Origin of the sequence: Micromonospora alfalfae (assembly GCF_022230925.1) — a bacterium.
Lineage (GTDB): Bacteria > Actinomycetota > Actinomycetes > Mycobacteriales > Micromonosporaceae > Micromonospora > Micromonospora alfalfae.
The window spans coordinates 68146-89840 of sequence record NZ_JAKKFH010000018.1; the positions used below are offsets into that span (position 1 = coordinate 68146).

20 protein-coding genes are annotated in these 21695 nt (G+C 72.0%); 9 read left to right on the forward strand and 11 right to left on the reverse strand.

The window, feature by feature from the left end; genetic code table 11:
• Positions 1 to 62 precede the first annotated feature (62 nt).
• Positions 63 to 1151, forward strand: a complete 1089-nt coding sequence (locus MED01_RS15525; protein ID WP_238669277.1) for a DNA glycosylase AlkZ-like family protein — start codon at positions 63 to 65, stop codon at positions 1149 to 1151.
• Between the two features lie 48 nt (positions 1152 to 1199).
• Here the strand turns inward: MED01_RS15525 and MED01_RS15530 are convergent, their stop codons facing one another.
• The 3 genes from MED01_RS15530 to MED01_RS15540 form a co-directional block, all read right to left on the reverse strand.
• Positions 1200 to 2189 carry an ABC transporter permease gene (locus MED01_RS15530; RefSeq protein ID WP_238669278.1) on the reverse strand — a complete coding sequence of 330 codons (990 nt, stop codon included), beginning with the start codon at positions 2187 to 2189 and terminating at the stop codon, positions 1200 to 1202.
• The gene (locus tag MED01_RS15535; RefSeq protein WP_238669279.1) at positions 2186 to 3076 is read right to left on the reverse strand and encodes an ABC transporter ATP-binding protein; all 891 of its coding nucleotides are present in this window, start codon (positions 3074 to 3076) and stop codon (positions 2186 to 2188) included. The genes MED01_RS15530 and MED01_RS15535 overlap by 4 nt, the downstream gene beginning before the upstream one ends.
• Positions 3077 to 3161: 85 nt before the next feature.
• Positions 3162 to 3569 carry a GntR family transcriptional regulator gene (locus MED01_RS15540; RefSeq protein WP_112678633.1) on the reverse strand — a complete coding sequence of 136 codons (408 nt, stop codon included), beginning with the start codon at positions 3567 to 3569 and terminating at the stop codon, positions 3162 to 3164.
• Positions 3570 to 3836: 267 nt separating this feature from the next.
• Here MED01_RS15540 and MED01_RS15545 point away from each other — a divergent pair, with 267 nt between their 5' ends.
• The gene (locus MED01_RS15545; protein WP_238669280.1) at positions 3837 to 5105 is read left to right on the forward strand and encodes an Nramp family divalent metal transporter; all 1269 of its coding nucleotides are present in this window, start codon (positions 3837 to 3839) and stop codon (positions 5103 to 5105) included.
• A 275-nt stretch (positions 5106 to 5380) separates the two neighbouring features.
• Here MED01_RS15545 and MED01_RS15550 read toward each other — a convergent pair whose 3' ends face one another.
• The 3 genes from MED01_RS15550 to MED01_RS15560 all read right to left on the reverse strand — a co-directional run bounded on the left by MED01_RS15550 (position 5381) and on the right by MED01_RS15560 (position 9153).
• A complete protein-coding gene (locus tag MED01_RS15550) occupies positions 5381 to 5653 on the reverse strand; it encodes a hypothetical protein (RefSeq protein ID WP_091401262.1) in 273 nt (90 codons plus the stop codon).
• A gap of 90 nt (positions 5654 to 5743) precedes the next feature.
• Positions 5744 to 8062 carry a M64 family metallopeptidase gene (locus MED01_RS15555; RefSeq protein WP_238669281.1) on the reverse strand — a complete coding sequence of 773 codons (2319 nt, stop codon included), beginning with the start codon at positions 8060 to 8062 and terminating at the stop codon, positions 5744 to 5746.
• Positions 8063 to 8193: 131 nt separating this feature from the next.
• Positions 8194 to 9153: a hypothetical protein gene (locus MED01_RS15560; protein WP_238669282.1), complete on the reverse strand. Its 960-nt coding sequence runs from the start codon at positions 9151 to 9153 to the stop codon at positions 8194 to 8196.
• A 151-nt stretch (positions 9154 to 9304) separates the two neighbouring features.
• On the opposite strand from MED01_RS15560, the gene MED01_RS15565 reads away from it, so the two are divergent.
• From MED01_RS15565 to MED01_RS15580, 4 genes are all read left to right on the forward strand, one after another.
• Positions 9305 to 10417, forward strand: a complete 1113-nt coding sequence (locus MED01_RS15565; RefSeq protein ID WP_238669283.1) for an NHL repeat-containing protein — start codon at positions 9305 to 9307, stop codon at positions 10415 to 10417.
• Positions 10418 to 10446: 29 nt separating this feature from the next.
• Positions 10447 to 11496, forward strand: a complete 1050-nt coding sequence (locus tag MED01_RS15570; RefSeq protein WP_238669284.1) for an NAD(P)H-dependent flavin oxidoreductase — start codon at positions 10447 to 10449, stop codon at positions 11494 to 11496.
• Positions 11497 to 11563: 67 nt separating this feature from the next.
• A complete protein-coding gene (locus tag MED01_RS15575; protein ID WP_238669285.1) occupies positions 11564 to 12655 on the forward strand; it encodes an SRPBCC domain-containing protein in 1092 nt (363 codons plus the stop codon).
• Positions 12656 to 12668: 13 nt separating this feature from the next.
• Positions 12669 to 13304, forward strand: coding sequence for a CG0192-related protein (locus MED01_RS15580; RefSeq protein WP_238669286.1), 636 nt, complete (start codon positions 12669 to 12671; stop codon positions 13302 to 13304).
• A 45-nt stretch (positions 13305 to 13349) separates the two neighbouring features.
• On the opposite strand, the gene MED01_RS15585 is transcribed toward MED01_RS15580, so the two are convergent.
• A complete protein-coding gene (locus tag MED01_RS15585) occupies positions 13350 to 15386 on the reverse strand; it encodes a glycosyl hydrolase family 28-related protein (protein ID WP_238669287.1) in 2037 nt (678 codons plus the stop codon).
• Positions 15387 to 15605: 219 nt separating this feature from the next.
• Here MED01_RS15585 and MED01_RS15590 point away from each other — a divergent pair, with 219 nt between their 5' ends.
• The 3 genes from MED01_RS15590 to MED01_RS15600 all read left to right on the forward strand — a co-directional run bounded on the left by MED01_RS15590 (position 15606) and on the right by MED01_RS15600 (position 17636).
• The gene (locus MED01_RS15590) at positions 15606 to 16688 is read left to right on the forward strand and encodes a PIN domain-containing protein (protein WP_238669288.1); all 1083 of its coding nucleotides are present in this window, start codon (positions 15606 to 15608) and stop codon (positions 16686 to 16688) included.
• Between the two features lie 219 nt (positions 16689 to 16907).
• Positions 16908 to 17129: a hypothetical protein gene (locus MED01_RS15595; RefSeq protein ID WP_030335934.1), complete on the forward strand. Its 222-nt coding sequence runs from the start codon at positions 16908 to 16910 to the stop codon at positions 17127 to 17129.
• Positions 17130 to 17477: 348 nt separating this feature from the next.
• Positions 17478 to 17636: a hypothetical protein gene (locus MED01_RS15600; protein ID WP_238669289.1), complete on the forward strand. Its 159-nt coding sequence runs from the start codon at positions 17478 to 17480 to the stop codon at positions 17634 to 17636.
• A 173-nt stretch (positions 17637 to 17809) separates the two neighbouring features.
• Here the strand turns inward: MED01_RS15600 and MED01_RS15605 are convergent, their stop codons facing one another.
• From MED01_RS15605 to MED01_RS15620, 4 genes are all read right to left on the reverse strand, one after another.
• Complete coding sequence (locus tag MED01_RS15605; protein ID WP_238669290.1) at positions 17810 to 18358, reverse strand: DUF1062 domain-containing protein; 549 nt, start codon at positions 18356 to 18358, stop codon at positions 17810 to 17812.
• A gap of 222 nt (positions 18359 to 18580) precedes the next feature.
• Positions 18581 to 19642: a Gfo/Idh/MocA family oxidoreductase gene (locus MED01_RS15610; RefSeq protein ID WP_238669291.1), complete on the reverse strand. Its 1062-nt coding sequence runs from the start codon at positions 19640 to 19642 to the stop codon at positions 18581 to 18583.
• Positions 19643 to 19743: 101 nt separating this feature from the next.
• On the reverse strand, positions 19744 to 20409 hold the full coding sequence (locus MED01_RS15615) for a response regulator transcription factor (protein ID WP_238669292.1): 666 nt from the start codon (positions 20407 to 20409) through the stop codon (positions 19744 to 19746).
• The gene (locus tag MED01_RS15620; RefSeq protein ID WP_238669293.1) at positions 20397 to 21689 is read right to left on the reverse strand and encodes a sensor histidine kinase; all 1293 of its coding nucleotides are present in this window, start codon (positions 21687 to 21689) and stop codon (positions 20397 to 20399) included. Before MED01_RS15620 ends, MED01_RS15615 begins: the two co-directional genes overlap by 13 nt.
• Positions 21690 to 21695: the final 6 nt, after the last annotated feature.

Sequence of the window (21695 nt, forward strand, 5' to 3'; positions counted from 1 at the left end):
GGGCGCGCGGTTTGACCCTCTGGGCCCGATCGGTGTCGGTGGTCGTCGTTAGGCTCACCGGCGTGGGTGCGCACCGACTCGATCGGGCCCAGGCGCGGCGGATCGCCGTCCGGGCCCAGCTGCTGGCCGCTCCGCGTCCGACCGACCTGATGACCGTGGTCCGCCAGTTGACCCTTGTGCAGATCGACCCGACCGCGGCCGTCGCGCCCAGCGCCGACCTCGTCTGCTGGAGCCGGCTCGGCTCGTCGTACCAGCCAGCGCAGATGCGCGAGGCCCTCGAACGGGACCGGACGCTCTTCGAGCACCAGGCGATGGTGCGACCGATGGACGACCTGGGGCTCTTCCTCGCGGCGATGGTGGCGTCGCCCGGTCATGAGCGCCACCGCGAGTGGCTGCGCGCCAACGACTCGTTCCGGCGAGATGTCCTCGACTTGCTCGGCCGTGCCGGTCCGCTGCTCTCCCGCGACATCCCGGACACGAGCGCCGTGCCCTGGCCGTCGTCGGGCTGGACCAACAACCGCAACGTCACCCAGATGCTGGAGTTCCTGGTCCTACGCGGCGAGGTCGCGATCGCGGGCCGCCAGGGCCGACAGCGGCTCTGGGACGTGGCCGAGCGGGTCTACCCGGCCGAGGTGCCCGTCATCGAGCTGGAGCAGGCGCGCCGGCTCCGCAACGAGCGACGGCTGCGGGCGCTGGGCATCGCGCGGGCGAGGGCGGTGATCGTGCCCGGCGAGCCGGCCGAGGTCGGTGACGCCGGCGAGCCAGCGATCATCGAGGGCGTCGCGGGGGAGTGGCGGGTGGACCCGGCCGCACTCGGGCAGCCCTTCACCGGGCGTACGGCGCTGTTGTCACCGTTCGACAGGCTGGTGCACGACCGGGTCCGCCTCGCTGACCTCTTCGAGTACGAGTACGTGCTGGAGATGTACAAGCCCAAGGCGGCCCGACGGTGGGGCTACTTCGCGCTGCCGATCCTGCACGGCGATCGGCTGGTCGGAAAGGTGGACGCCACGGCCGAGCGTCGGCGCGGCACGCTCACTGTGCACGCCGTCCACGAGGACGTGCCCTTCACCCCGGAGGTGACCCGGGCCGTGCACGACGAGGTGCGCGACCTGGCGTCCTGGCTGTCGTTCACCGTCGAGGGCCTGCGCTGACGGGTGATCGCCGAGGCCCCCGCTCCCCGACGAGCACCCGTCGCCCAGCTAGGCGATCCGGCGGATCCGGCGCACCGCCAGGTAGAGCAGGAGCACGGCGAGGGCGACGAAGATGCCCGTCTCGATGCCCTGGAACAGCCAGAACCGGTCCGCCGGCTGGTAGAGCTGCCAGTTGTACGCGCCCGGTTCGAGGCCCAACTCGGCGCCGCAGACCCGACCGTCCGGCCCCTTCCCGCCCGGCGGGCACTGGATCCGGCCGCCCTCCGAGATCATCGTGCCGTCGGGGTTCCGGACGCCCTGCGCGAGGACCCAGTCGCCCCGGCTGACCTCCGGTGGCCCTTCCCCCTCGATCGGGAAGGTCTGGGTGCGGGCCGGCTGATAGTGCCGTCGGGCCAGCAGCTCCACCGCCGCTCGTACGCCGATGTAGCCGGCGAGAGTGATGCCCATGGCGGGCAGCATCCGCTTCCAGACGGTGCCAGCGAAGACGCCCAGCGCCACGGCGAACAGGGTGTACCCGATCGGGACGATGCCCTGCAGATCAAAGACGATCATGCCGAACCGGCCCTCGTGCGCGGCCTTGGTGAGCGGGTCGACCCACCAGGACATGCCCAGCCCGTAGACCGTCGCGAGGATCAGGACGGACCCGCTCACCAGACCGAACTTCACCAGGGCCCAGCGGGTCCGGCCGACGCCCTGGGTCCAGACGAACCGGTGCGTGCCCTGCTCCACCTCGCGGGCGACCAGCGGCGCACCCCAGAAGAGGCCGACCAGCACCGGCAGGGTGATCAGCAGTACGGCCACCAGACTGAGGTTGCCGTACTGATTGCCGAAGCGCCGATAGCCCGCATCGCACGTCTCCCGGGTCGCCTGCGCCACGTCGGCGCGGGCGAGTTGGCTGGCGCAGTCGGTCAGCCCGAGGTCGGAGAAGGTGTGCCGCATCGCCAGGCCGATCGGCACCAGCAGGGCGGCGAGCGCCGCGAGCCCCAGCAGGGTGTAGAACGCCTGCTTGCGGTGTTGCCGCCAGGTCAGCCAGATCATGCTGCCACCCCCCACTCGCTGTGACTGGTCTGCGTGGTGCCGTCGGCCAGGTAGGCCAGCACGACGTCCTCCAGGCTGACCTCGCGGACCGTCCAGGCCGGATCGGTGACCGGGCCGTCGGTGCGGACGAGCAACGTGGACTGACGGTCGGTGTGGCTGGCCCGGATCACTGCGGCGACGCCCCCGATGACGCCGCCGTCGTGTCGTGGCCCGACTAGCTGCCGGTGCTCGGCGACCAGGTCGTCGACCGTGCCGGTGAGCTGCACCTGGGAGGCGTTCAGCACGATCAGGTAGTCACAGACCCGTTCCAGGTCGGCCAGTAGGTGCGAGGAGAGCAGGACGGTGGTGCCCGACTCCGCGACGCTGCCCATCAGCGACTGGAGGAACTCCCGTCGAGCCAGCGGGTCGAGGCTGGCGACCGGCTCGTCGAGCAGCAGCAGCCGCGGCTGCTTCGCCAGCGCCAGAGCCAGCGCGACCTGGGCCCGTTGCCCACCGGAGAGCTTGCCGACCGGCTTGTCCGGTGGAATGCCGAGCTGCGCCAGCCGTTGGCGGGCCAACGCCGCGTCCCACCGCTTGTTCAGCTTGCCGCCCGCGATGACCAGCTCGGCCGCGGTGAAGTCCCGATACAGGGGGGTGTCCTGGGCGACGAAACCGATGTCGGCCAGGCCCTCCGTGTCGCCGTACGGGGACCGGCCGAACACCCGGACCGTGCCGGCGTCGGGCTTGAGCAGCCCGACGGCCAGGTGCAGCAGCGTGCTCTTGCCCGCGCCGTTCGGCCCGACCAGCGCGGCGATCCGGCCGGCCGGCAGATGCAGTGAGCAGTCCCGCAATGCCCAGGTGCTGCCGTACCGCTTGCCGAGCCGGTCTGCTTCCAAGACCATGTCCATCCCTTGTCCTCTCGTTCCGTTCACGCCACTGCTTCGCGGTCGCGCGAGCGCTTGCGGTGCCTCATGGTTCGTTCGGTCTCCTCGCTCACGCGGGCTCCTTCTGCGGGGCGTCGTCGGCGAGGGTGGCGCGCAGCGTCGTCTCGACCAGGGCGATGACGTCCTCTGCGGTGAGGCCGGCCGCTTGCGCCCGGTGCAGCCAGGCGACCAGGTCGTCGCGCAACTCGGCCTGGTTGGGCAGGGACGCGCTGGCCAGGGTGCGTTGGACGAACGTGCCCACCCCGGGTCGGCCGCCGACCAGACCCTCGATCTCCAACTCCCGGTACGCCTTCAGCACCGTGTTCGGGTTGATCGCCAGGGATTGCGCGACGTCCCGGACCTTCGGCAACTGGTCGCCCGGTGTCAGCAGGCCAACCCGTAGCGCCTGTTTCACCTGCTGCACGAGCTGCATGTAGGTGTTCACCTTCGACCGGCTGTCCAGTACGAACTCGATCACTCCCGATGATCCTTCCTGTTGTCCTACGACAGTAGGACTAATAGACAGCTTCATCCGGTGACCCACCGGCTGTCAAGCCCGGCGCGGCAGGTCCTGTTCGGGCACGGCGCGTCTCGTTCGGCGCGCCGCGTGCTGGCCGGCGGCGCATCGGGTCCCGCCCGGCGCGCCGGTGCCGACCCGGTGGCACCGGCAGGCCACCGGTTGGCCCCCAAGGGTCAACCGGCGGGGAAGGGACCGGCAGCGATCCGCGTGGACGGGAGGTGTTCGATGGTCACCAACGAACTGACGACGTCGAGGGCGACTCCACTACAGGCCGCTCGCGCCCGGGGCCGCGTACGCGGACGGTTGATCCTGCTCGGCCCGGCGTTCGTCGCCGCCGTCGCGTACGTCGACCCCGGCAACTTCGCCACCAATTCCGCCGCCGGCGCCCGCTACGGCTACCTGCTGGTCTGGGTTGTGGTGGTGGCCAACCTGATGGCGATGCTGGTGCAGACGCTCACCGCGAAGCTGGGTCTGGCCACCGGGCGCAGCCTGCCCGAGCTGTGTCGGGAACGCCTGCCCCGGCGGGTGAACCGGGTGATGTGGGTACAGGCCGAGCTTGTCGCCATGGCCACCGACCTGGCCGAGGTGATCGGTGGCGCGGTCGCCCTGTACCTGCTCTTCGGCATCCCCCTGCTACCCGGCGGGATCATCATCGGCACTGCCGCGTTCGCCGTGCTCGCCCTGCGCTCGCGCGGGTACCGCGCCTTCGAGGTCGCCATCGCCGTCCTGCTCGGAGTGATCGTGCTGGCCTTCGCCGCCAACCTGCTCGCCTCCGGCTCCGATCCCGGCTCGGCCATGGCCGGCATGGTGCCGCGCCTACAGGGCACGGACAGCGTGCTGTTGGCCGCCGGCATCCTCGGCGCGACAGTCATGCCGCACGTCATCTACGTGCACTCTGCGCTCACCCGCGACCGCATCCCCGCCGCCGACGACGCCGAGCGTCGGATCCTGTTCCGCGGCCAGCGCACCGACGTGCTGCTCGCCCTGAGCGCCGCCGGCGCGGTCAACCTCGCCATGCTGCTGATCGCCGCAGCCAGCTTCCGGGGCGGCGGCCCGGGTGGCGCGGACAGCCTGGAGGGGGTGCACGCCGGGCTCGGCCAGACCATCGGGACCGCCGCCGCGTTCGGGTTCGCCGTCGCGCTGCTGGTCTCGGGGCTCGCCTCCACCAGCGTCGGCACCTACGCCGGAGAGGTAATCATGCAGGGCTTCCTGCGTCGGCGGGTGCCGCTGCTGCTGCGTCGGCTGGTCACTCTGCTGCCCGCGTTGGCCGTGCTCGCCATCGGCCTCGACCCGACCCGGGCGCTTGTGCTGTCCCAGGTCATCCTCAGCTTCGGCATTCCGTTCGCGCTGATCCCGGTGGTCGCCTTCACCCGCCGACGCGACCTGATGGGAAACCTGGTCAACCATCCGCTCACCACCGCCGCCGCGTCCCTGGTGGCCGTGCTGGTGGTCGCGCTCAACGCGTTCCTCCTCTGGCAGGTCGTCGCCGGCTGAGCCGGCTGGTCAGTGTCGCCGGTTGAGCCGGCTGGTCAGTGTCGCCGGTTGAGCCGGCTGGTCAGTGTCGCCGGTTGAGCCGGTCTGGCTGCCTGGGCACGGACACCCCTACGAGCGTGATGCCTGTGAGTCATCGTTATGACTCACAGGCATCACCCGTGAAAGACCATGTCGGGCCCGGACCCCGTGTGGGTGGCCGGGCCCGTACTGAGGCCCGCACCGCCTTGGCGGCCGTAGCCGGCGGGGTGGCCCGGGTCGGCCTGGAGCGGGTGTGATCAGGTGCGACGTCCTTCGTCGCGGGCCGGGATCTCCTGGCGCTGTTCGAGGGCGTCCGCCGGGTTGGCGTCGGCCGGCAGCGATGTCACCTCCTCGAGCGTGCCCGCCGGGAAGGCGCCCTGCTCGGCCAGGTCGGCCTCGGCCGCCTCCGGGTCCACATCACCCGACACCCGGTCCGGCGGTCCGACGTCGAACGCGTCCTGCCGTTGTTCCAGGGCATCCGCCTCCGGCGGAGGGAACGTTCCGCCCTGTTCGTCCCGGTACGTGCTCATCGGAGCCTCCCACCCGGCGGGTGTCGACATGCCGCCGGGCCGCTGCCTACCCGCCAGCGACGCACTCACGCCGCCCCGCTGCTCTGATCGTCATGTCGCCGGCGGCAGGGCGCGACGGCAGTGGCCCGCTGCCGGATTCCGCACCGTGGTGGGTGCCCCCAGGTCGACAGGGGTCGGGCCGACCGAGCAGGTCAACGCGCTTACCTCGCCGCCAGCGAGGATGGGTGCCGATGCGGTGCCGGTCAGCGCCAGCGGCCCGGCCACCCGGGACCCCACCATCGTGACGTGGTCGCTGGTGGCGGTCAGCGTCACCGCGCCGCGTACCTCGGTGTTCAGCACCTCGACGGCAGTGGCGCGGGACGCCGTCAGGTCTCCGGCGATCGAGGAGCCCTGGGCGACCAGTGCGGCGCCGGGCGCGACGGTGACCGGGCCGGTCACGGTGGCCGCGCGCAGGCAGGTGACACCGGCGGCGACGGTCAGCGGGCCGGCGTGCCGGCCGGTGACCACTGTGGTGCAGGCCGGTGGTGGCGGGATCAGCGTGGCCACGAACGCGCGGGCCGGCCCGACGTTGCCGACGGCGTCGATGCCCCGGTACTCGACGCGGTGCCGGCCGTACCCGGGAGACCGCTCGGCGAACGGGGACACTGACAGGCCGCCCGAGCCGAGGTTGCCGTAGACCAAACCGTCCACGTCGGTGCCCGTGGCGGTGAACAGGAACGGGGACCGGGCGTCGGTGGGCCAGCCGTAGTAGTTGTGCCATCCGTCGCCGTCGAGCCGGAACTCCGAGGTGACCTGGCCGGTGCCGTCGTCGGTGCCGGTCAACCCCATGGTGAACGGGCCGTTGTACACGTACTCGGTGGGTCGGCCGGGCGGGGTCGTGGTGAGCAGTGGCTCGGAGAGGGCGTACGCCACGTCGGGCCGCGTCGCGTCGACCGTCCAGGTGCGGGTCACCGCCCTTCCGGTGCCCGGCTCGCTGACGCGGGCGGTCAGCCGGTGGGTGCCCCGCGACAGGCGCAGGGCGCTCAGGTCCACGTCCCGGTCGGTGCCGGTGTCAGCCACCGGTCGGCCATCGAGCGTCCAGCGCACGCGTGGCGCCCGATCGGTGGGCTGGCTGGTCCGCACGTACACCACGTCGTGCGCGCCGACCGGCCGGTCGGTCGCTGTGGACGCGGTGATCGCCAGCGGCGACTCCACCGCCGGGGTACGCACCGCGGTGTCCACGGTCCAGGAGCGGGTCTGGGTCAGCGCCGGTGAACTGCGGACCGCCGGGTCGCGGACGAAGTCCGTCGGGTCGGTCACCGTGGCGGTCACCGTGTGCCGGCCGGGGGAGAGCCGTAGTTTCCGCAGGTCAAGATGGCGGGCGTTGTCGGTACGCGGCACCGCTCTGCCGTCCACCGACCACGTCACGGTCAGCGCGTGGCTCACCGGGTGCAGGGTGTCCACCCAGAGCAGCCGGTCCGCGCCGACCACCTGATCGGTGGCCGTGCCGCCCTGCACGATGCCGACCCGGGCGGCGATCCGTTCGGTCATCCGCTCCCGGCCGACCTGGTCGAAGTAGAAGCCCAGCGACTTCATCATCGAGTGCCGGCTCGGCCGCCACACCCCACGCTGGAGGTACAGGCCGCCCTCGTAGCGGCCTATCGTTCCGCCCGCCTCGCTCGGCTCACCCAGCCAGCGCCACCACTTGGCCCGGGTGTCGCGCATCTGCCGCTCGGTCAGCACCGTGTGGTGCACCGAGTCCGGTTCCGGCCCGCTGTAGGTGTCGCCCGGCACCCCACGGCCGTAGTAGTCGTACTCGTCCTGCAAGCCACCGAGTGAGTGCCCCAGCTCGTGCGGGCTGATCAGCGCGGAGAGCGCGTTGCCACCGGAGGCGGTGGCGTTGCTGCCGCCGGCCCCACCGTAGGTGCCGCTGTTGGCGAGCGCGATCAGCTGGCGGTTACCGGGGTTGGTGCCGACGGCCAGGTCGGCGTACGCGTTGGCGGCGGTGCCGTCGACAGTGAGCAGGCGTTGCACGCTCGCCGGGTTGCAACCACCCCAGAAGCCCATGCCCAGCGCGGTGTCGCGCCGCGGGGCGGACAGGCCAGGGTCACAGTCCACCCCGGACTCCGCCGAGACGATCTCGACGGCGTAGACGTTGAAGTAGCTGCGGTAGGACTTGAACGGCTCGATCGTCCACAGGGTGTTGAGGTGACGGTCCACGTGTGCTCGGAAGGTGGGCAGGTCGGCCGCTGTGTAACCGTCGCCCAGCAGCACCAGGTTGAACCGCGTCGCCGGGTCGCCGGTGACCTGGATCGGCACCACGGTGGCCTCGGCCACCGGGACGGCGGCCGGTGTGGCGGCGGCCGGTGTGCCGACCGCCAGCCCCGCCGCGACGAGCGCCGCGACACACAATCCCGGTCTGATCCGCACCCTGTGCCCCTTCCATGGCCGGTCGGCCCGGCGGTGCCGGGGCCCGGCAGGGGCGCCGTCGTCCGGGCCTGCCGCGACAGTGGACATCTCGGACCGTACCGGTCTGCGCACCGACTGGTAACCCTCGGCGGTCAGTCGGCGGTCGCCTCGGGCGCGCTGTTCCGGCGGGTACCGGCGGCCAGTCCCAGCGCCATCAGCACGCACACCGCGCCGACCAGGAAGAGCAGCGAGGCGGCCGGCTGGCCCAGCCACTCCCAGTACGGGTGCCAGGCCGGGTGCGGCTCGCCGAGGTGGTGGTGCAGCCACTGCGGTGCGGCCAGCAACACCGGCAGCCACCACAGCACAGTGGCCACACCGATCAGGCCGTTCACAGTGCCGCGGCTACGGCGTCCCTCGGTGCGTCGGCTGGCCCAGCCGAAGACCAGCCAGCCGGCCACCGCGCCCAGCACCGTGCCGAGCATTCCGGCGGGGATCACCAGTGGCGGTGGCGCGCGGTGCAGCTCGACCGAGAGGTAGCTGGCGTCGACGGCTGTCTGCGAGGAGATCGAGGCGTTCAGGATGGTGTCGCCACGTCGGGCGGTCAACGCGGTGTCGGTGACCGCCCGTGGGGTGGCGCACACCTTGTCCGCGCAGCTGACCCGGTCGGACACCTGCGGCTCGTACACCCGCCAGCCGGCACCCGTCAGGCGCTCCCGGGCCACTGAGACGATCTGCTCGGCGGGCACCGGCGGCGCGCCGAGGGCGCCGGCGCCGGTGGCGCTCTCCTGATACTCGCCGCCGTCACCGAACACCAGGGTCTTGACGGTCCCCAGGCGCAGCGCGTGCCCGTAGACGACGAAGAGCGCCGGTGGGGTGTCGATCTCGCCCAGGTCGTGGCCGGGAAAGACCTCGGTGAGGATGGCGGCGGCCTCGGCCCGGTCGGGTTGCGGTCGGGACGTCTCCCAGGCGGCCCGGCTGGCCAGTGCGCCGGTGAAGAGGCCGCAGACGACCGCGGCGAGCGGCACCCACGCGACGGCGGCGCCATCGGCCGGGCGGCCGAGGCGGCGCAGCAGCCGCCGTCCGAACCGGGTGGCCGGCGCGGTGTCGCTCACGGACATGTCCACCCTCCGGCTTGAAGATCAGGCGGAGCGACAGTACATCGACCAGGGGTTCCGGCGCGTCCCCCCGTTGACCGTCGGCCGTGGCCGGGATCGGCCAGGATAGGCGGGTGGCCGGTCACGGCCGCGACGAGGAGGGTGGGCGATGCGGGTACGCGGACGGTTGACCTGGGGGCGGCGTGCCCGTGCGGGTGCGGTGGTGACCGCGTTGCTCGCGGGCCTGGTGCCGCCGGCAGTGGCGCTGGTGCCGGGCGCCGCCACGGCGGGCGCGGCGGCGGGGACGCCGGTCTGCCAGGTGCGCGACGACCGGCTGCGCGAGATCTCCGGGATGGTCGCCACCGACGACGGGTACGTGGTGATCAACGACGGGGCCGACGACGAGGCCCGCCGCCGGATCTTCTTCCTCGACCAGCGCTGCGATGTGGTGCGCACCGTCTCCTTCCCGTCCCGGCCCCGCGACACCGAGGACCTGGCCATCGGCCGGGACGGCACCGTCTGGGTCGCCGACATCGGTGACAACGACCGCTCCCGACCGACTGTCGGGGTGTGGCGGCTCACGCCAGGGGCGAAGCAGCCGGTGCTGCACCGGATGACCTACCCGGACCGTCCGCACGACGCCGAGGCGCTGCTGCTCGACGCGTCCGGTCGGCCGCTGATCGTCACCAAGGGCGGCAGTGGCACTGTCTTCCTGTACGCGCCGGCGACAGCGCTACGGCCGGACGCGACGACGCCGCTGACCGCGCTCGGCCAGGTGACAGTGCCCTCGACCACTACCAGCAACCCGTTCTCGTTCCTGGGGCGCGGCGTGATCACTGGCGCGGCGACCGCGCCGGACGGACGGCGGGTGGTGCTGCGCAGCTACGCCGACGCCTTCGAGTACGACGTGCCCGACGGCGACGTGGTCCGGGCGTTGACCACCGGCACGCCGCGGATCACCCCCTTGCCGGACGAGCCGCAGGGCGAGTCGATCACCTACAGTCGCGACGGTCGTTCGTTGCTCACCGTCTCCGAGTCCGCCGGTCAATCAGCCGGCACCCGTTCGACGATCCTGCGCTACCCGGCCACTGCCAGCACTGTCACCGCCGCGCCCGCCACGGAGTCCGTCGACCCGGTGTCGCCCACTGCGGTCCGTCCGGCCGCCGGACAGGTCGGCGGAGGGAGCGGTCGGACCTGGCCGTTGGCCCTCGGCGCGGGAACACTGCTGGTCCTGCTCGGGTTGGCAGGCGCGCTGCGGTGGCGGCACACCGCGCGCCGGTGAGCGGGCCGGGCCTGCGGCAGGATGGGGGGATGTCCGTCCTGTCCACGTTGCGCCACCCGATCATCGCCGCCCCGATGGCTGGTGGCCCGTCCACGCCCGCGCTGGTGGCCGCCGTGTCCGCAGCGGGTGGGCTGGGCTTCCTCGCCGCCGGGATGATCGACACCGGCCGACTGCTCGCCGACGTCGCCGACGTCCGTGCGCGTACCGATCGGCCGTTCGGTGTGAACCTCTTCCTGCCCGACCCCGGCGGCGTCGACGAGGCCGCCATCAGGGCGTACGCCGAACGGCTCGCCCCGCAGGCCGCGCAGCGCGGCGAGCGCCTGGGCGAGCCGGTGGGCGGCGACGACGCGTACCCGGAGAAGCTGGCCGCGCTGCTCGCGGACCCGGTCCCGGTCGTGTCCTTCGTGTTCGGGCTGCCCGACCGGGCGGCGGTGACCGCCCTGCGCGAGCGGGGCACCGAGGTGTGGGCCACCGTCACCCGCCCGGACGCCGCGACCGCCGCCGCCAACCTGGGTGTGGACGCGGTGGTGGTACAGGGCACCGAGGCCGGTGGGCATCGCGGCGGCCTGCCGGACGACGACGACTACGGGTTGCTGCCGCTGCTTCGGCTGGCCGCCGCCCGCTGTGACCGGCCGTTGGTGGCCGCGGGTGGCCTCGTCGACGGCCCCTCGGTGGCCGCCGTGCTGGCTGCCGGCGCCGCCGCCGCGCAACTCGGCACGGCCTTCCTGCGCTGCCCGGAGGCGGGCAGTTCGCCGATGCACCGGGCGGCGGTGGCCAGTACCGCGCCGACCGCGTTGACCCGGGCGTTCACCGGTAAGCGGGCCCGTGGCGTGGCGAACGACTTCCTGCGCCAGCACGACGCTGTGGCACCGAGTGGTTACCCCCAGGTGCTGCACCTGACCCGTCCCCTGCTCGCCGCCGCCCGGCGCGACGCGGACGCATCGGTGGCCAACCTGTGGGCCGGGCAGGCGCACCCGCTGGCCCGGGACGTGTCGGCGGCGCAGGTGGTCGCCGAGGTGAGCGCCGACGCCCGGGCCGCGCTGGCCACAGTGGTCGAGCGATCCAGCCGCTGGGGCTGACCAGGACGCCGGCAACCGGCTCGGGCGGGCGGGACAGGCCGGTCGGGCAACCCGTTAGAGTCTCGCCGTGATCGAGATCGGTGCCCAGGTCGACCTGTCCCACCCGGCTGAGCGGGTCTGGCGCGCTCTGACCGATCGGGAGTTGCTCGGCCGGTGGTTCGCCGAGGCCGAGATGGTCGAGGGCGTACCGGACCGGATGCTGCTGCACACCGCTGGTCTGCCCGGCTTCGAGGCCAACGTCGAGGTCGAGGTGACCGAGCGGCAGGAGCCGGACCTGCTCGTGCTGGCCTGTGACGAGGCCGGTCGGCTCAGCGAGCTGACCTGCACGGTGACGACGACGAAGCAGGGCTGCCGGCTGGAGCTACGGGAGGTCAGCACGCACGGCGCGTGGTCCGCCGAGCAGCACGAGCCGCGCGAGCAACAGCTCCGGCAGGCGCTGACGGTTCGGCTGCCGGCCATCCTCGACTGGCTCGCCTTCCAGCAGGTCGACCTGCGCCGGGCCGACGGTGGGATGACAGCGGAACTGCCGCTGATCGGCGTACGCGGCAAGGCCGGCCGTAACCCTCGTCGGCGTCGGACGCTGGTCGCCGTGGTCGCCGGGGCGGTACTGGTGGCGGGGACCGCGGCATGGGTGACGTTGCCGCCCGACTCGAAGCCGACCGCCGCGCCCGCGCCGACCGCGACCCCGTCACCGACCGTGGCGGCGGCCAGGACCACAGTCGCGCCCACGGCGACCCCCTCGGCGCGTGGCTCCCGGGCCACCGCATCGGCGACCACCCGGCCGAGCCGGACCCCGTCGGCGAAGCCCTCGCGGACGCCCGCGTCGGCTGCGCCACCTCCGCCACCGGCGCCCGTCACGGCCCGCTACAAGACCGAATCCGACCGACTGTTCGGCTACACCGGCGAGATCGTGGTCGGCAACCCCGGCGGCGCACCGGTGGCGGACTGGGCTGTGGTGGTCACCCTCGCCGAAGGCACCACCGTCGACGACGTCGACGGCGCGAACTGGCGACAGGACAGGCGGGTGATCACCTTCACCGGGGGCGCCCTGGCGGCCGGGGGGTCCCAGACGATCAGCTTCGACGTCCGCGACAGCCGGCCGAAGGCCCGGGAACCGGAGAGCTGCACCATCGGCGGGCAACAGTGCGCGGGCCTCTGACTAGGCTGCCGTCATGGCACTGCTGCACAGGGCGACCCTGCACCCCACGAAACTGGACCTGCTGACGGCCTGGCTGCCCGACCGACAGTGGTTCGCCGGACCGACCGGCGTCGAGGTGGTGAGTCGGGGCGCCTACCGCTTCGACGACCCGGCCGGCGAGGTCGGCATCGAGACGATCCTGGTCGCCGCCGGCGACGGGCCGGTCCACCATGTCCCGCTCACCTACCGTGCCGCGCCCCTCGACGGTGCCGACGGCTGGCTGGTCGGCACCACCGAGCACTCGGTGCTCGGCCGACGCTGGGTGTACGACGGCTGCGTCGACCCGGTGTACGCCGCCGCGCTCGCCCACGCGATCCTCACCGGCGGCGGCCAGGCCGAGCAGTACTTCGAGGTCGACGGCCGGCGCGAGGTGCGTGAGCCGACAGTGACCGTCGTCGTCGACGGCGTTGCCGACGCCCAGGTGCCGGCCGTCGGCGCGGTGCGACGGGTGGTCGACGAGGACCGCACGCTCATCGAGACCGACACCGTCGAACTGGTCGTCGTGCGCCGGCCGGGACCCGGGGCGGACGGGCCGGCCGGCGGCACGCTGAGTGGCAGATGGGACGGTCAGTCCACGGCCGTGCCGCTGGCGTACGCCAGGACGCGCTGATCTGTACGCGGTGGGCGGCCCGAGCGATCGGGCCGCCCACCGCTGTCACCACTGCGTCGGAGGCGGGGGCGGCGACACGGGCGGCCGGTCGTCGCAGGTGATGGTGTTGGGCAGCAACCACGGCGCGAGCCACCCGCCGTCGTTACCGCCCAGGTCGGTCACCGTGAACTCGGAACCGGCCGGGGTGAAGTGGAACGATCCGCAGTTGTTGACGCCGACCGCGCCAACGTTGCGGGCGTCCACGTTGGCGAACGAGGCGGACCCGGCCGCGCGGGCGCTGACCACCGAGGTGCCGGTGCCGTCGACCCGGACGTCCCGGAACCGGGCATCGGAGATCGAGTAGAGATCCTTCACCGGCCAGTCGCTGACCAGCATGATCGCGTTGTACGTGTTGTCGAGGTACGCGTCGCCGGTCACTTCGATGGGCGCCTCGATGCTGCGATCCAGGGCGAAGACCCAGATCGCGCCCAGCCCGATGTTCCAGTTCAGCTCGTACGTGCCGGCGCGGGCGGTGGTGTTGTTGGTGAACCGCAGGTGCCCGGTGAACGGCTCCGCGCCGAAGCGGGCCCCGGCGTGCAGGGCACTGCCCTCGCGTACCGGGTCGGCGACCAGGTTGTGCGAGACGGTGGTGTCGGTGCCGCCGTAGATGGCGATGCCGTTGGCCAGGGTCGGTGACTGCACGGTGTTGTGGTCGAACGTGTTCCGCGCGTTGGCCGTCTTCTCCGACCACATCGCCAGGCCGTCGTCGCCGGTGTTGCGGACGAAGTTGTGCGCCACGAGGGAGTCGGTCACGCCGGTGTGGAAGTTGAGCGCGTCGGCGATCTGGTCGACGATGATGTTGTTGGTGACCCGGACGTTGCGCATCGGGCCGTCGAACCACAGGCCCGCCTTGGTGTGGCGCAGGTGGAGCCCGTCGATGGTGGAGTCGCTCATCGCCCCGCCGATCGCGTTGACCTGGTCGGTGTCGATGCGCTCCCGCACGTCGCCCTCGATGGCGAAGCCGGAGAGGTGCACGTTGCGGCTGCCGCCGTCGGCGGCGTCCCGACCGTAGAACCCGACTCCGGTGTGTACCGAGCCGTCCGGCGCGGGAGTCGGCAGGGCGACCTCGCGGCCCTTGATGGTGGTGTACCAGTTGCCGGCGCCCTCGATGGTCACGTCGTCGACGATGATGTGCCGGTTCACCTGGTAGGTGCCCGGCGGGATGTAGACCTTCAGGTGGGCGCGCCGAGCGAACGCGATGGCCCGGTCCAGTGCGGCGGCGGAGTCCCGCCGGCCGGTGGGGTCGGCGCCGAACGCGAGCACGTTCGCGGCGAGCAGCCGGACGTGCGGCGGCGCTACCAACTCGGAGTCGAGCAGGTCGATGACGGTCCAGGCGGCGGCGCTACCGGGCGGCGCGGTGAGCCGGACCTTGTCGCCGGCCCGGTAGGTACGTCCGAGCAGCAGCCGCTGCTCGTCGTAGAAGTGGGTGGGCCGGAACGGCTTGTCGATGCTCGGGTACGGGGTGGTGGCCGACGGCACGCACTGGCACTCGGTGATCCACCAGTCCGGGTGCAGCAGCCCGGCCTGGGGGTCGTTGGTGAACGGGTACTGGTTGTAGAGCCACGAGTACTGCGACGTGAGCGTCATGGTGCGCAGGTGTTTGCCGTTGACGGCGACCCGCAGCGGCGCGGTGATTCCACCGCCCTGCGGCGCGTCCGGGATGCTGTAGCGGACGGTGATCCCGTTCGCCGCGCTGGGCAGGACGAACTCCACGTACTCCCCGGGGGTGAGCCGGACCGCCCGGCGGCCGGAAGCCTCCGCGGGCAACGTGTAGGCGGTCCGGTCGGGCCCGATGATCTCGCCGTTGGTGCGGGCGTTCTCCGCTTCCTGCTCGAGGAAGTCGACGTCCGCGCCGCGTCCGGCGACCAGCGCCGGATCGAGGGCGGCCCGGGTGACCACGGGCTGCGCGCCGGCGGACGCCTGTGGACTGGCGGCGGCCACTGTGGGCCCGGCGACCAGTACGGCGAGACCGGCAGCGAGCGCGACGGCGGTGCCGCCGGGCCGGCCGGGGCGTCCCCGCGCCGGCGTGAGGCTGCGAAACATCGGTGACCCTCCTGGGTGGGTGGTGGTGGAGGTCCGCCCGGCGTTCCCCCGACGCCCGACATTGATCGTCATGATGCAGCACTAAACAGGGCACTGCAAGACGCCTATCGAACAACGAAAATAAACGACTGTCAGGCCGCAAGAAATGGACGGTCGTCGAGTTGAGGTGTCGCGCGTCGCCCGCCCCGACCAGCTCGCGCCCGGCGTAGGCTGATCCGCGTGGATCAAGAAGACCGGATTGCCCTCTTCCTCGACTACGAGAACCTCGCGTTGGGCGCGCGCGACCATCGCGGCGGCGCGGCCTTCGACTTCCGGCCCATCGCCGACGCGCTGGCCGAACGAGGTCGGGTGGTGGTCCGCCGGGCGTACGCCGACTGGTCCTACTTCGACGAGGACCGCCGGATGCTCACCCGGTCCCACGTCGAGCTGATCGAGATCCCGCAGCGGATGGGCGCGTCCCGTAAGAACGCCGCGGACATCAAGATGGCGGTCGACGCGATCGAGTTGGCATTCGAACGCGACTACATCTCCACCTTCGTGATCTGTAGTGGTGACAGCGACTTCACCCCGCTGGTGCACAAGCTGCGCGAGCTGAACAAGCGGGTCATCGGCGTCGGGGTCGAGGGGTCCACCTCAGGGCTGCTTCCCCCGGCGTGCGACGAGTTCCTCTACTACGACCGGCTGGAGGGCGTGGACATCCCGCCGGCCCGTGGCCGGCGCGCCCGTCCTACCACCCGGCAGGCCGGCGCGGAGCAACGCCCACCCGAGCCGGAGCAGGAGGTGGACCGTCGACAGCAGGAGGCGGAGCCCGACCGGGACGTGGACGCGCTCGCCGTGCTCGTCGCGCAGTCCGTCGCCGGGTTGCAGGGCAGCGCCAACGGTGAGGTCACCGCCTCCCGGCTCAAGCGGACCCTGCTGCGCAAGGACCCGACCTTCAGCGAGTCCGACTACGGCTTCCGCACCTTCGGCGAGCTGCTGCGCCACCTCGCCGAGCGCAACGTGATCGAGTTGGCCGAGGGTCCGGCGAAGGGTGACCCCGAGGTCTCACTGCCCGAGCACGGCGACCGGGAGGTGGCCTTCGGCCTGCTCCGGGGCGTCGTGGCGGACCTCGGTAGCGGCGGCAACCCGGTCGCGTTGTCCGGGCTGAAGAACCAGGTACGCCGGGCCCGCCCCGACTTCAGCGAGAAGAAGCTCGGCTACCGCAGCTTCCTTCAGTTCTGCAAGGCCGCCGCCACCGCCGGCGTACTGGAGCTGCGCTGGAGCCCCGAAGCCGACGACTACCTCCTGACAACCCAAACCTGACCTCCCGCCCCGTCTCGACATCGGCTGGGGATGGGAGTTGCGGGGAGGGTGCAGAGTGGGGCGGGGTTCCTGATTCGCAAGTCAGGAGCGGGAGAACCGCCCGTTATGGTTTCGAACCGTCAACGGTTGGCCCGAAATGCGCCGGGATTGTCGCCCTTGCCCCGGTCCGGGCATACCTGCGCCGTACCCTCGGCGCGGGAATTGCTATACGGTCGGCGAATGAAGGTGGAGGAGCACTGGTGGAACGGAGACACGACCCCGCGCGGGCGCCGGGACGTGTACATCCGTACTGACGGGCAGGGTTGGGAGGTCCGCGCCCAGATCGGTGGGGCGTCGGGTCGTGAGCGGGTGCAGCAGTGCCCAAGCCGGGCCTCGGCGGCCATCCTCGCCGACGCCTGGCGCGGCACCCACCCATCCTGGCGCGAGCTAAAGCAGCGCTGATCCGGCACCGGGCCGGGTCGGCAACGCTCCCGGGCTCCAGCCCGGCGCGCCGCCGACCGGCCCGGCGCTCGGTAGCCACTTACCAACTCGGCTGAAGTCAGCTCGCAGGTCATCTCTTCTGCAGCATGACGGCGGGGCAGCGTCTGATCACATGATGAGGATTAGTTCCTGGTGGGCCGGCTCAACTACTCATCAAGTGATCAAGTGATCAAGTGATGAAAAGTAGGTCCCGGGCAGCGGATTGAGCTTTTTTTCATCACTTGATCACGGGATTGCGGCGGGTCGCCGTGTCTCCGACCTCAGGCGGGGTACCCGGAGGTCCGCCGGTCGCGCCCGATGGAGGTCCCCATGTCGCAGGGTCCCGACGAGGATAACCCGAAGCTCGACGAGGAGATCCGGGAGGCCGAGCGGCGGCTCGCCGACCTCGCCGCCTCCTCGGATGACGCGTTGACCGACGACGACGCCCGGGCGCCGGACGAGGCCCGCTCCGAGCGGAATGCGGACTAAGAAGGCCCGAACCGGACAGCACGCGTGATCCACTCGACTTCGGTGAAATTGCGGTGTTGGAGGCGGTCTGACACCCCGTCTTCACGGAAACCGAATCGATCAACGTGCTGGTCACTAAAGGAACTGCCCAGGGCCTGCCCGGCGTCGTGCCGGACAGGCCCCCACCGGGCGGGTCAGCGCTTGAGCGTGAAGGCGAAGTCGCCGGAGAGCTTCCCGCTCATCCGGACCGCCGAAACCACCTTCCCCTCCGTGATCAGTCGACCGACTTCGCCCCGTGACAGACCGAAACCGTCAGCGATCAGTCGGGTCGGCCGGACCGGGATCCGCGCCGCGTTGCGGACCGCGACGTCGATCACGTCGAGGTCCAGGTGATCCGATCCGCCGGTGTCGAGACGCCAGGCGTCGTCCCAGTCCAGGGCGAATCGGTTGCGGTGCTGGACGTCCGGATCCTGAAGCAGTTCGGCGATCAGGCCGCGATCGTTGGCGTGGAGCCGGTCCAGCAGCTCGGGTGGGATGGTGCGCACCGTCATCCGTTCCAGAACGGTGAGCTTCGCCGTCTCCCCGCACTCGGTGCAGAGCACGAGAAGCCAGACGTCGATGAGCTTGTGGTTGGCGTTGACCCGGAACTTGCCGCTCGCCCGAAGGCATCGGGAAGCGCACGCGTGGCAACGGCGGCGAACGATGGGCAGGCAGGTGGGCACGACGGCCCAATGAATGAGCACAGAGGTACACCGGTTTCAGTGAGAAAGTCCGCAGCAAAAAGGAGCGCGGCGCACAGGCGCGACGCGCGACAGATCAGCTCTCGGGAGGTCTCACAGGGTGTACAACGGCACGTCCTTGCCTAGACGACCTGGTTGCGCAGCACGGTAACGGCGCACGGCGGCGCCGCTCCACTGGTTTTCGCGTACGCGTCAGGAGCCCGGGTGGCGGGACGTGCGAACCGCTCAGGCGGTCGGGACCGGCAGCACCACGCCCTCGGCCGCCGACCGGTGGGCCAGCTCGATCAACTCGACAGTGTGGACGGAGTCCCGTGGGTCCACCGGCATCGGCGCGCCGTCGCGCAGCGCAGCCGCCACCTGGGCGTAGAAGCTCTGGTACGCGCCGGGTTCGGTCGGCACCGGCCGCAGGTCACCGTCGACGCCGAGCAGGCCGTAGCGGTCCGGCGGGACCTCGCCCCAGCCCGGCTGGTCCGGTCGGCCACCGTCGTGCAGCGCCGCCTCCTGCACGTCCAGCCCGTAGCTGGTGTAGCCGGCCCGGTCGCCCAGCACCCGCAGGCGCGGCCCGAGCTGAGCTGTCACCGCGCCCATCCACAGATGCGAGTGGACCCCGTTGGCGTGGGTCAACGCCACGAAGGCGTCGTCGTCGACGGCCGCGCCCGCGCGGCGACGGTCCACCTCCGCGTAGACCCGCTCGACAGGGCCGAACAGCTGCACCGCCTGGTCGACGAGGTGGGCGCCGAGGTCGAAGAGGGCACCGCCGGCCTCCTCCGGACCGGCGAGCTCCCGCCAGCCCGGCTTGATCGTCGGACGGAACCGCTCGAACCTCGACTCGAAGCGCAGCACCTGCCCCAAATCGCCCTGCTCGACCAGGCGGCGGACGGTCAGGAAGTCGCCGTCCCAGCGCCGGTTCTGGAAGACCGTCAGCGGCACCCCGCGCTCGGTCGCCTCGTCGATCAGCACGCGGCCCTCCGCGGCGGTCGGGGAGAGGGGCTTGTCGACGACGACAGGCAGGCCGGCGGCGAGCGCCGCGCGCGCCATCGGCACGTGCTGCCGGTTCGGCGTCGCCACCACGACCAGGTCCAGGGCATCCGGGGTACGCCACAACTCGTCGGCGTCGTCGACCAGGCGGGCGTCCGGGAAGTGCTGTCGCGCCTGCTCGCGTCGCTGCGGATCACGGGTCACGATGGCGTCGAGCCGCAGCCCGGGAGTCGCGGCGATCAGCGGCGCGTGGAACACCCGGCCCGCCAGCCCGTACCCCAGCAGACCAACCCGCAACGCCTTCGCCATGCCGTGCCCCCGTCTGGATGGTCGGCGCCCTGACCTGGCGCCGTACCGCTGAGAAGAATCTACGCCGGGGGCGGCCGGGCCCGATCTCGGCCCAGCGCCGGTCAGGTCACCGGGTCGGCGCGCAGGTAGGTGAGGACCGCGAGCACCCGCCGGTTGGTGTCGTCGCTGGGGGGCAGGTCGAGCTTCAGCAGGATGTTGCCGACGTGCTTGCCGACCGCTGCCTCGCTGACGTGCAACCGACCGGCGATCGACGCGTTGGACCGCCCCTCGGCGAGCAGCGCCAACACCTCGCGTTCCCGGGCGGACAGCGCGGCGAGCGGGTCGCGGGGGCGGTGCAGAAGCTGCCGGACCACGTCCGGGTCGATGGCGGTGCCGCCGCCCGCGACCCGGCGCAGCGTGTCGACGAACTCGGTGACCTCGGCGACCCGGTCCTTGAGCAGGTAGCCGACACGCTGGCCGTCGCCGCTGTCCAGCAGCGCCGCCGCGTACCCGGTCTGCACGTACTGGCTGAGCACCACGACCGGGAGGTCCTGTCGCTCGGCGCGCAGCGTGACCGCCGCGCGCAGCCCGTCGTCGCGGCGGCCCGGCGGCATCCGAATGTCGGTCAGCACCAGGTCCGGTTGGTGGTCGCGGGCCGCCGCCAGCAGGTCCGGTGCGGAGCCGACGGCCGCGCACACGGTGAAGTCGAAGCGGGTCAGCAGCGCGACCAGACCCTCCCGCAGCAGCACCTCGTCCTCGGCGAGCACCACCCGCGTCACCGACGACATGGCAGCTCCACCCGGACCACTGTAGGCCCGCCGGGCGGGCTGGACAGCAGTAGCCGGCCGTCCACGGCAGCGACCCGGTCGGCGAGCCCGGTCAGGCCGCTGCCCCGGGCCGGGTCGGCGCCGCCGTGACCGTCGTCGGTCACCTCGACGACGAGGTCACCGCCGGCCCGGGTGAGGCGTACGTCGGCGCGGGTCGCCCGGGCGTGCCGGGCCACGTTGCCCAGCGCCTCGGAGACCACGAAGTAGGCGGTCGTCTCCACTATCTCCGGCAGCTCGTCGTGCAGGTCGGCGTGCACGGTGACCGGGATGGTGGCGGCGTCGGCCAGCTCGCGGACGGCGCCGGCCAGGCCGAGGTCCGTGAGGCTCTGCGGTCGGATGCCGTGCACCAACTGCCGCAGCATCACCATCAGACCCCGGGCCTGGTCGTGCGCCACGGCGAGTGGTCGGGAGGCGGGGGAGTCCTCGGGTACGTCCAGCCGGGCCAGCCCCAGCTGAAGGGTGAGGCTGGTCAGCCGGGGCTGCGCGCCGTCGTGCAGGTCGCGCTCGATGCGGCGGCGTTCGGCCTCGTAGGCGCCGACCAGTCGGGTGCGGGAACGGGTGACCTCGCGCAGAGCCGCAGCGTCCACCGGGTGGGCCAGCAACCACCGGGCCACGGCTGCCTGGACGGCGGCGAGCAGACCGATGGCGTACCAGAGAACCGGGATCAGCAGCACCCCCACGATCGCGTACGGAATGGCTTCGCCGGTGCTGTCGATCGGCTGCCAGATCACCACCGGCTGGTTGGCGTCGCCGGCCAGCCAGGGGCTGGAGATCATCCCGAGGTCGAGCAGCACCAGCACCAGGAACACCCAGTACGCGACCGGCGTGAACCCGCCCAGCCAGAACAGGTACGCCACCTCCCGCCAGGTGGCGGCGCTGCGGTAGCGGGCGGTCAGGCCCGGCCACGGCGACGAGGGCAGTGGACGGTTGTCGACGAGCCGGACCCGCCACCGCTCGATGGCGGCCACCGGGAAGCTCACGATCGGGGCCAACGCCAGCAGGGTGAGGCTGCCGATCGCCAGGAACAGCAGCAGCGCGATGCTCGGCGGTCGACCGTGCAGGCGCAGCGAGTTGGCGGCGGCCAACAGGGGTGCGCCGATGACGAGCAGCCCGACGCCGAGCACACCGGCGATCGGCACCGTGGTCACCAGGTAGGCCAGCGCGCGCCAGGGCCACGCGGAGACCAGCCAGCGGCGGCGGCGTAGCACCTCGGCCAGGTGCGAAGGGTGTTCCGTGGTCATGCAGCA

What these genes read in the sequence shown, in the direction of transcription:
- MED01_RS15545 (WP_238669280.1), top strand. Translation starts at nt 3,837, where the DNA reads ATGGTCACCAACGAACTGACGACGTCGAGGGCGACTCCACTACAGGCC.
- MED01_RS15585 (WP_238669287.1), bottom strand. Translation starts at nt 15,386, where the DNA reads ATGTTTCGCAGCCTCACGCCGGCGCGGGGACGCCCCGGCCGGCCCGGC.
- MED01_RS15600 (WP_238669289.1), top strand. Translation starts at nt 17,478, where the DNA reads ATGTCGCAGGGTCCCGACGAGGATAACCCGAAGCTCGACGAGGAGATC.
- MED01_RS15530 (WP_238669278.1), bottom strand. Translation starts at nt 2,189, where the DNA reads ATGATCTGGCTGACCTGGCGGCAACACCGCAAGCAGGCGTTCTACACC.
- MED01_RS15535 (WP_238669279.1), bottom strand. Translation starts at nt 3,076, where the DNA reads ATGGACATGGTCTTGGAAGCAGACCGGCTCGGCAAGCGGTACGGCAGC.
- MED01_RS15620 (WP_238669293.1), bottom strand. Translation starts at nt 21,689, where the DNA reads ATGACCACGGAACACCCTTCGCACCTGGCCGAGGTGCTACGCCGCCGC.
- MED01_RS15550 (WP_091401262.1), bottom strand. Translation starts at nt 5,653, where the DNA reads ATGAGCACGTACCGGGACGAACAGGGCGGAACGTTCCCTCCGCCGGAG.
- MED01_RS15580 (WP_238669286.1), top strand. Translation starts at nt 12,669, where the DNA reads ATGGCACTGCTGCACAGGGCGACCCTGCACCCCACGAAACTGGACCTG.
- MED01_RS15570 (WP_238669284.1), top strand. Translation starts at nt 10,447, where the DNA reads ATGTCCGTCCTGTCCACGTTGCGCCACCCGATCATCGCCGCCCCGATG.
- MED01_RS15615 (WP_238669292.1), bottom strand. Translation starts at nt 20,409, where the DNA reads ATGTCGTCGGTGACGCGGGTGGTGCTCGCCGAGGACGAGGTGCTGCTG.
- MED01_RS15595 (WP_030335934.1), top strand. Translation starts at nt 16,908, where the DNA reads ATGAAGGTGGAGGAGCACTGGTGGAACGGAGACACGACCCCGCGCGGG.
- MED01_RS15565 (WP_238669283.1), top strand. Translation starts at nt 9,305, where the DNA reads ATGCGGGTACGCGGACGGTTGACCTGGGGGCGGCGTGCCCGTGCGGGT.
- MED01_RS15610 (WP_238669291.1), bottom strand. Translation starts at nt 19,642, where the DNA reads ATGGCGAAGGCGTTGCGGGTTGGTCTGCTGGGGTACGGGCTGGCGGGC.